This is a genomic window from Kribbella qitaiheensis (assembly GCF_042657745.1).
Lineage (GTDB): Bacteria > Actinomycetota > Actinomycetes > Propionibacteriales > Kribbellaceae > Kribbella > Kribbella qitaiheensis.
The window spans coordinates 1-673 of record NZ_JBHSKE010000052.1 but is presented as its reverse complement, the minus strand read 5'-3'; the positions used below and the strand labels follow the sequence as shown (position 1 = coordinate 673).

Below are 673 nucleotides of genomic sequence, written 5' to 3'. Positions count from 1 at the left end.
CATCGCCAGATCACTCCTCGAGACCGGTGGCTTCAGGCCCCGACTACACCCTGGATCGTGAAGAGCCACATATCCGCCGGACGGCACGTCTACGTCAGCGAGGCCCCGAGCCTGGGACGCAACGCAACACGGAGACCGACCTGCGCGACGCCCTCCCACAGATCACCTGACCAAGCCGTGCGCACTAACTTGATAAGAGTCGGGTCACCGTCGAGCTCGCGTACGACCCCGCCCGGCCGGTCACCGAGACCGGCGGCCTCAACCACCTCGCCATCCAGACGGACGACCTGCACGCCACCATCGCCACCCTGGCCGGCCACGGCATCCAGGCCGATCCGGCGCGGCCAACAGCCGGTCCCGATGAGCAGCTGGTCACCATGGTGCGCGACCCCGACGGCTATCTGATCGAGCTCGTTCGAGCTCGTCCAATGGCCGGAAGGACACACCGTCGGAATGACCGCCGACGACTTCAAGAGCGGGTGACCACTGCTCCGGTTGGTGGGCTGCCTCGGCACTGTCCGACAAGCAGGCCTGCCAAGCAGGGCTGCTCGTGCGTTGGACCGGCGGGCTACCGGGGAGCTGCCGCGGCCGGCCGGGCATTTGGTGGGGAAATGTTAAGGGCCACCCGGTGTGGGTGGCCCTTAACAGTGTGAATGTCCGGCGACGTCCTACT

At 66.9% G+C, this 673-nt stretch carries 1 pseudogene; it reads left to right on the top strand.

The window, feature by feature from the left end:
• Positions 1-260: 260 nt before the first annotated feature.
• Positions 261-653 (top strand): annotated as a pseudogene (locus tag ACFPJ1_RS32420) (VOC family protein); the annotation flags it as partial.
• Positions 654-673 lie beyond the last annotated feature (20 nt).